This is a genomic window from uncultured Succinivibrio sp., assembly GCF_902756765.1.
In the GTDB taxonomy this organism is placed as follows: domain Bacteria; phylum Pseudomonadota; class Gammaproteobacteria; order Enterobacterales; family Succinivibrionaceae; genus Succinivibrio.
This window is the reverse complement of record NZ_CACVSS010000082.1, coordinates 1-8,442: the sequence shown is the minus strand read 5'-3', so window position 1 is coordinate 8,442 and position 8,442 is coordinate 1. Positions and strand designations below refer to the sequence as shown.

At 39.7% G+C, this 8,442-nt stretch carries 6 protein-coding genes and 1 pseudogene; 1 reads left to right on the top strand and 6 read right to left on the bottom strand.

What is annotated here, in order from left to right:
- The coding region (locus tag QZU45_RS09840; RefSeq protein WP_295354795.1) for a PD-(D/E)XK nuclease domain-containing protein at positions 1-657 on the top strand (657 nt) is incomplete at its 5' end.
- Positions 658-897: 240 nt separating this feature from the next.
- Here the strand turns inward: QZU45_RS09840 and QZU45_RS09835 are convergent.
- From QZU45_RS09835 to QZU45_RS09810, 6 genes and pseudogenes are all read right to left on the bottom strand, one after another.
- The gene (locus QZU45_RS09835) at positions 898-1,890 is read right to left on the bottom strand and encodes a glycoside hydrolase family 43 protein (protein ID WP_295354792.1); all 993 of its coding nucleotides are present in this window, start codon (positions 1,888-1,890) and stop codon (positions 898-900) included.
- Between the two features lie 40 nt (positions 1,891-1,930).
- Complete coding sequence (locus tag QZU45_RS09830) at positions 1,931-3,346, bottom strand: MFS transporter (RefSeq protein ID WP_295354789.1); 1,416 nt, start codon at positions 3,344-3,346, stop codon at positions 1,931-1,933.
- A gap of 853 nt (positions 3,347-4,199) precedes the next feature.
- Entirely contained in the window at positions 4,200-4,946 is a 747-nt protein-coding gene (locus QZU45_RS09825) for an SDR family oxidoreductase (protein ID WP_295354786.1), read from the bottom strand.
- Positions 4,947-5,342: 396 nt separating this feature from the next.
- Positions 5,343-6,698, bottom strand: coding sequence for an NADP-specific glutamate dehydrogenase (gdhA, locus tag QZU45_RS09820; protein WP_074839542.1), 1,356 nt, complete (start codon positions 6,696-6,698; stop codon positions 5,343-5,345).
- Positions 6,699-7,024: 326 nt separating this feature from the next.
- Positions 7,025-7,930 carry a tetratricopeptide repeat protein gene (locus tag QZU45_RS09815; RefSeq protein WP_295354783.1) on the bottom strand — a complete coding sequence of 302 codons (906 nt, stop codon included), beginning with the start codon at positions 7,928-7,930 and terminating at the stop codon, positions 7,025-7,027.
- Positions 7,931-8,239: 309 nt separating this feature from the next.
- A pseudogene (locus QZU45_RS09810) lies at positions 8,240-8,323 on the bottom strand (LysM peptidoglycan-binding domain-containing protein); the annotation flags it as partial.
- Positions 8,324-8,442 lie beyond the last annotated feature (119 nt).

The following is an 8,442-nucleotide window of genomic DNA, read 5'->3' as shown; positions in this document are numbered from 1 at the left end:
TTTACCACCTATCCAGACCTTAGAAACAGAGTAAGCTTTGATGTCTTTATGACCATGATGCTGCATACAGGCTATGTAACCTTTGCAGAAGGTTCAGATTTCACAGGGAAGATAAAAGTAAAAATACCTAATCAGGAAGTTCTTGCCTGTTTTAACGAGAAAAGAGAATATCTTTACGGAGAAGATAACCCATACTGGTACAATCAGACGCTAAGTCTTGTGGATTTACTCATGGCAAATAAGACTGATGCAGCACAGGCTTTAATCAGCTCCATGCTAAAAGAGTTTTTAAGTATCAGAAATACCGGAGATGAGCTCTACTACCATGGATTTATGGTTGGAGTTATTGGAATAGCCAGTGCAGCGAAAGGCATATCCTTTCATGAGGAGATTGAAAGCGGAGACGGTTTCCCTGATATTGTCTTAAAAAACGATGCAACAGATACAGTAGCTGTTATTGAATTTAAAAAAGGCAGGAACGAACGTCTTGAGCGTATCCAGTGTGCAGAAGATGCTGCAAAGCAGATTTTGGATAAAAGATATGCAGAACCATATCTTGCCGAAAAATATAAAAATGTGTTTGCCATCGGTATTGGCTTTGGAGGAAAGGACTGCTACATCCAGACTCTAGGCAATCTTGCAAAAGCCAGTATCTAAGCAGCATACTGTTTCAAAAACAGCAACTTTAATTTTCAGAGAACTCCGCTGAGGCTTCTACAAAAATATTAAAACTGCAATGATTTTCGAATGTATTTATTCTAATGAATCTTTATTCGATGTAATGCTGCTCTGCATGCAGGCCTGAGTGGGGATTTTCTCAGGCCAGAATGTAACCTATCAACTGGCATTGAGTAAAATATTTGCGATGTTCCTATTAACTCATTTGCCAATCGACTTTTACTCAGATTTCATGGTGCTGATTTTTCCTTGAGCATCAAACTCTAAAGGCATAACCTTAAGACTTCTTAACCAGTCCTTGCCTTCAGATGGCTGACAGTCATGGTGGAACAGGTACCACTGTCCTTTGTACTCGGTAATGGAATGGTGAGTGGTCCATCCGCATACAGGCTCAAGAATTACGCCCTGATAGGTAAATGGGCCATATGGGTTATCAGCTGTTGCATAGCACAGATAATGGCTGTCACCGGTAGAGTAGGTGAAATAATAGGTACCGTTTCTCTTGAACATCCATGAGGCCTCAAAGAATCTATGAGGATCATCGGCTTTTAATGTCTCGCCTTTCTCATCAACAATAACAACAGGCTTAGGCTCTTCTGCAAACTGAAGCATGTCCTCGCTCATGCGTGCAACTCTTGATGGGAGCGCGTCTTCTTTTCCTGATGGCAGAAGGGTAGGATTAAAGTTTTCCTCACCTACAGAAGCAGCTGGCTTTAACTTGTTGTTACGGTACCACTGCAGCTGACCTCCCCACAGTCCTCCGAAATAACAGTAGACTTCACCGTCATCATCTTTAAAGACACATGGATCAATACTGTAGGAGCCGATGATAGGTGCAGGTTCACTCTTGAATGGGCCCTCTGGTTTGTCACTTACAGCAACACCGAGGTGGAACACTCCGTTGTAGTCTTTTGCAGAGAATACAAGATAGTATTTACCGTTCTTCTCAACCACATCGTTGTCCCACATCTGCTTTTCAGCCCATGGCACATCATCCACATCCAGAATTACACCATGATCTGTAATTTCTCCATTCATGACATCGTCCATGGACAGAACATGATAGTCTCGCATCTGGAAATGACCGCCGTCATCATCAAAGGCGGCACCGCTGTCATAATCATGACTTGGGTAGACATACATACGACCATTGAATACATTGGCAGATGGATCTGCCATAAAATCTTTTGGGAATAAATATCTTGGTTTCATTTTATTATTTTCCTTTTTTACCGTCATTGTTTCGGTCTGCTTAGCTGTTTAAACGACGAGCTTCAATTTCCTTGTTGATTTCATCGATCTTCTCATCGCTAAGCTCATACTTGGAGATGATGTACATAGCTAAAACCAGTAACAATGCAGGAATTACGCATACCAGCCAGCGGATACCTTCCTGTGTAAGTGCTGGTAGAGTTTCCATGTTGTTCATGAAGTATGCTCCGGCAGCGTTACCTACAGACATCATTGCGAAGGCAGTGATGAAGAACAGAGCTACAATTCTTAATGGACGGTTACGCAGGAACTCTGTCCACAGATCTGAAACCTTAACATTTTTGGTTTCTGATTCGTCCATAACCACACGCTCTTTAGTCTGTGAGAAGCAGAATACTAAAAGTGCAAGACCGATAATTGCATAGATCATCATACATATAAACCATGCATGGGAATCTCTTGGAAGTGAGCTTGCTCCTGCAACCTCTGGCTTGTAGTTAACCAGCCATAGTACAAAGCCTGGAACAACACCACCCAGGGCCATACCAGCCTTGAAGAAAATACCGGTTAATGCGTTAACAATACCTGAAATACGACGACCAGTGGTGTATTCACCATAAGAAATAACCTCAGGAATTAAAGCCCACATATAGCCGGTTGCTACGATTACACCGGTTGATTTAATAAACTGTGCAATATAGACAAGAGTTATGTTTTCCTGAACAGTGCCAATATGGCTGATGATATAAAGCATTGCCATACCCACGATTGCTACACACAGGAATACGTAAAACATCTGCTTCTTGCCGATTTTTTTCTTGATGGCAGGAACCAGTGGCATGAAGATAAATGAAGGCAGAGAACCTAAACCCATGAATAAAGCCATTTCATAAGGAATGTCAGTACCAGCCATAATTGCTACAAGAATAGGTACACCGGCTGAAACGCAAAGACCTCCGACATTGGCCATAAACATACGGACTGAAGTAAGAATGGTGATTTCATCAGTATCACGGGTTAGTGAAGAGTTTAATGCGCCATAAGGAACGTTAATCAGAGTGTATAACATAGACATTGCAACATAGGTTACATATGCGTATGCGATGGAAGGCTGGAAGCCGTCATAGAAGCAGGCAATAGCCAGAATGGTTAAAGGAATACCTCCCATAATGAGGTAGCTTCTGTACTTACCTAATGAAGGATTGTGCTTATCAACGAATGTTCCAACAAGCGGATCCCAGATTACATCCACAAGACGTACGACCAGGAACATGGTTCCAGCAAGTCCTGCTGATTGAGCAGCATCTCCTCCTAATACATATACATCTGTATAGAAGAAAAGAAGGTACATACAAACAGTCTGATAAATAAGATTCTGTGCAAGATCACCTGCACCAAAGCCGATACGCTGCAGCCAGCCAAGCTTATAGAATCCTTTTTCGTTTTCCTTAGTCATTTTAGTTATCCATTATTATTAGTTATAAAATCTGTGTTCGTCCCAAGAAAGGACCATTTGATAATAAGAGCTTGGAAAAATACCCTCAATGAAAAGGCTGTATCTTTGTGAGCTAGTTCTCAATAATTCCGTAAAAATCACGAAAATATCTTGCGAATGTGCTTTATTGTTACACATTAAACGTTTACGGTATTGCGTATTATGGCTGTTAAGAGTTAAATGAACTTAAATTATGAAAATATGAAAAGGAGATTAGATGTTATATAACGATTTTTATTAAATAATTTATTATATAAAACATGAGGATATAATGATATTTAACAATTATTGCTAAAAAATTGGCTAAGAACGTGCTATGCCCACTGTTAGAGATTATAGAGCACTTTAGATAAAATTGTAATGAATAATTGAGTCAGTGAAACTAATTTACGAGGCGAGTATAAGCTTAAATTTTAGTACATGTTTTAAACAATAACTTACATTTATATTAACGGTATTAAATCTGTCCGTTACATTATGATTACCAGAATATATTCGGTTAACATAATAATTACTAAAGAAAAATTTTATACCTGGACATAGATAATGTGATATGTTCTGATTATTTTATTGCCATACTGAATCTTATTAGTAATCTGAATATTATATGTATAGATCGTAAAAAATGTGTGCATTGTAAACGTTTGTATTTGACACGGGGTTGCAGTGCTTTTTTTGATAGTTAAAGTAAGTTAAGAGCAGAGGATTATTCGACAGATAATAGGCTTTGAACTTTAGATAACTGTCTTGTTAATCAATAAAAAAAGCCCCAGACTGTTTTGTCTGAGGCGAATCTTCAATAAGTTATTGGTAACTATTCTTTAATAAGAGAAGTTAGAAATCCTTCATCTACAGGGATCTCCTTACCTGTAATATCATTAGCTTTATCTGATGCCAGGAATAGGGCAACGTCTGCAATGTCCTCAGCAAGAGAAGACTTATCTGTAAGCTTCATAGGATCGGTATCCATTGCCTTTTCCTTTGACATAGGAAGATCGATATCAGCATTAACAATAGTGTTTGCCTGAATGTTGTACTTACCCCATTCAGCAGCAATACTTCTGCTTAGCATTACAAGACCACCCTTTGCCGCAACATAGGCGGCTATACCTGGTTTTACATTGTCGGAGATTAAGGAGGCAACGTTGATGATCTTTCCTGCTCCTGCTTCCTTCATACCTGCAAAGCATTTCTGTGACAGTAGGAATGCTCCTGTAAGATTGGTTTTAATGTTCCTGGTCCAGTCTTCAAGTTCAAGCTGCTCTAATGGCTTTTCGATTGCAAGATCGGTTGCATTCACCAGAATATCAACTACCAGATCAGCAGCTGCAATATGTTCGAACACCTCTTCAATTGAGGTTTTAGAAGTAATATCACAAGGCATTGCAATGGCTTTGCCTTCATCATTAGGATCAAGTTCCTGAGCAATTAGGGCGATTCTATCTGCATCTCTTGATATCAAATATACAATAGCGCCTTCTTCTACGAATTTCTTTGCAATTGCTTTACCGATTGGTCTGCTTGCGCCGGTCACAATTGCACATTTGCCTGATAAAATCATATTCCCTCCAAAAGCACTAAGGCTGTTTCTTTTATAGCATCTATATCTGATTTTATATTATTTTGAAAAAGTAAAATCGATCACTGTCAAATTTCGTGATGCTTAACTCTTTGTACTAGCAAGTAAAATTTAAAAAAAAGAGGTGTAGCACATAATATATCTCTTTATATATCTTGAAGTAAAACAAGAGAATTACGAATTGCTATTATTTCTGATTCAAAATCGCTGGCAAACAGTCTGTTTCTTTGTTTGCTTGTTTATAAACAATAAAAAAAGAATCTACAAGATGAGATAACAATTAGGAATAGATTAAGAATTGTAAAAATGGATATGAGAGCCAAATAAAAAGGCCGACATTGCTGTCAGCCTCATATATTTAAGAGTTTAACTTTTTTATTACATTACACCCTGAGCAATCATTGCATCAGCAACCTTACGGAAGCCAGCGATGTTTGAACCTAGAACAAGGTTGCCCTCAACACCGAACTCACGAGCGGTTTCTGCAACATTCTTGTAAAGGTTGGTCATAATGTTGTGAAGCTTTGCGTCAACCTCTTCGAAGGTCCATGAGGTCATGCCAGCGTTCTGCTCCATCTCTAACTGAGAGGTTGCTACACCACCAGCGTTAGCTGCCTTAGCAGGACCGTATGCAATCTTAGCATCTAAGAACTGCTTGATTGCACCTAGGGTTGAAGGCATGTTTGCACCTTCTGCTACAACCTTACAGCCGTTCTGTAACAGGGTCTTAGCATCTTCCTCGTTTAACTCGTTCTGAGTTGCACATGGGAATGCACAGTCTACAGGGTAGCACCATACCTGATGCTTGCCTGCAGGGTACTGCTCAACTGGAGTGTACTGTGCAGTCTTTACTAATTCTGCATAACGGGTTAGACGTGCACGCTCAACTTCCTTAACCTGCTTTAATACTGCTACATCAATGCCGTTTGGATCATAGATAGTACCAGTTGAATCAGAAACGGTAACAGGAGTTGCACCTAACTGATACAGCTTCTCACAGCAGTAGATTGCAACGTTGCCTGAACCTGAAACTGCGCACTTCTTTCCCTTTAGAGAATCAGCACGATCCTTTAACATTGCATCGGTGAAGTAAACAACACCGTAGCCGGTAGCTTCAGTTCTTGCTAAAGAACCACCGTAGTTCAGACCTTTACCGGTTAAAACACCTTCGTACTTGGTGGTTAAGCGCTTGTAAGCACCGTACATGTAGCCGATCTCACGACCACCGGTACCGATATCACCGGCAGGAACGTCAACTAAAGCACCGATGTAGCGGTGTAACTGAATCATGAATGCCTGGCAGAAACGCATGATTTCGGTCTCTGACTTGCCCTTAGGATCGAAGTCTGAACCACCCTTTGCACCACCGATAGGAGTACCGGTTAGAGAGTTCTTCAGAATCTGCTCAAGACCTAGGAACTTTAATACGCCCTCGTTTACAGTTGGGTGTAATCTGATACCGCCCTTGTATGGGCCGATAGCTGAATTGAACTGTACACGGTAGCCCTTGTTAACCTGAACTTCACCCTTGTCATCAACCCACTCAACTCTGAAGCTGATAGTTCTCTCTGGCTCAACCATACGCTCTAGAATCTTGTACTTCTCGTATTTTGGTTCTTTTTCTACAACTGGCTGTAGGGTGGTTAGGATTTCTTCAGCAGCCTGTAGGAACTCTGGCTGATAAGGATACTTAGCTTTTAGGGAGTCTAAAACTCGCTGGGTATATGATGACATTGATGTCTCCTTGATTATTTTGTGTTTAATCACTTTTAAAGTTAGTATGAATTTACAAGAGTCATTTTTGTGTTGCAATAAAAAACGCTATATTCACTGATATAGTGCATATCAGTTTATTTTTAGTGCATAATGGTTAAAAATGGCGTTTTTGAAGAAATAATATTTTTATTTCAGTACGTTATACATATGGAGGGTGTGTTTTTTTCTGTGCAGAATAGGCTTTTTTGAGGTATTTTTGGGGCAAAACTTGCGTCTTTGAGGTCTGTATACTTCAATTTTATTCAAAAAAACGCCCTGATTTGGATAATCAGAGCGCCTCTGTTTTATTTGTGGGCGACTGTTGTACTGTTCGAACAGGCGCTTATCTGTCCGAGGTTACAGGCTGTTTTATAGTACTCCTGAGCCAATACAGGGTCTTTTTTTACGCCATCACCCTTTTCTGTTGCATCTGCGATGTAAAGACAGCCTTCAGCATCCTTGAGGTTACAGGCTATCTTGTAATATGAGGCTGCAAGTTCGTTATCAGCATCATCTCCTTTGCCTTCCTCATACATGAGTCCTAAAGCGGTACATCCTGGTGCCACAGCAAGTTCACAGGCCTTCTGATAGGAATCCAGTGCTTTTTCGTAGTCGTGCTTTAGTTCTCCGTAATCCTGTGAATGCAGTTCACCGGCACTAAAACATCCTAAACCGTTCTTGTTACCACAGGCCATGTCAAAATATTTGACAGCTCTTTTGAGGTCGATATCAACTGATTTTCCCTCTGAATATAGAGCACCCAGATTCATGCAGGATTCAGCATTTCCGTAGCTACATCCTTTTGAGTAGAATTCTGGTGCTTTGTCGCGGAACTGTTCGAATTCAAAACTTTCCTCGTATAGCTGTGCGAGGTGGAGACATCCTTCTCCGTACTGGAGATCGCAGGATTTGATATAGAGTTCGTTGGCTTTACGTAAACTTTTTCTAATGCCCTGGCCATTTATATAAAAATTGCCTAACCAGGAACAGCCTTCACCACTGTTATGTTCACAGGATGCTTTGTATACAGAAATAGCCTTCTTGTAATCTCCAATGGCCACGTATTTTCTTCCTACAAGATTGCAATAGGAAATATCTCCGTTTTTGCATAGTTCTGTCCATCTGTCAGTCTCCTCATCAGCACAGACTGAAAATGAAGAACAGCAGCCTAAGAGAATAGCAAGCAGATATTTTAGAGAATTACTTTTCACAATAAAGCCTCATCAATGTAGTTTTTAGCGTTGATTGTAATATATTGTTTATAAACGTTTTTTTTAGTGATTTTCTGTAACGATTTATTTTAGATTATAGTTTTTTCTATTAGATTTTTGTGTGACAGATGAGTATTTGTTAGAACGTAATAATATGTTTTTGTAAAGTTGTTGGGTAACTCAAGAATATAGGAAAATTGTAAGAAAATATTGTAGCTGTTACGTAGAAAGAATTCTCTAATAAATTTCAGTTATGGCACGTACATGCTGATACTATATGGTCCAGCTCCAGCTGGACCTTGGAAGAAATTACTTTAATGGAGGAATTCTCAGCTTCTGGCCAGGATAGATCTTGTCAGGATGTTTTAACATTGGAGTATTTGCCTCGAAGATTATAAATTATGTTGGCTCGAAAAACCACGGTTTTAACCGTGTGGATGAGAGCCCGTTAATATATTAAAAGTAAAATTGCAAAATAAAAAGTTGCCAACTTTGTCAGTTGCAATAATAGC

Excerpts from the sequence above, each read along its gene's own strand:
- QZU45_RS09825 (WP_295354786.1), bottom strand. The coding sequence starts at position 4,946 with ATGATTTTATCAGGCAAATGTGCAATTGTGACCGGCGCAAGCAGACCA.
- QZU45_RS09835 (WP_295354792.1), bottom strand. The coding sequence starts at position 1,890 with ATGAAACCAAGATATTTATTCCCAAAAGATTTTATGGCAGATCCATCT.
- gdhA (WP_074839542.1), bottom strand. The coding sequence starts at position 6,698 with ATGTCATCATATACCCAGCGAGTTTTAGACTCCCTAAAAGCTAAGTAT.
- QZU45_RS09830 (WP_295354789.1), bottom strand. The coding sequence starts at position 3,346 with ATGACTAAGGAAAACGAAAAAGGATTCTATAAGCTTGGCTGGCTGCAG.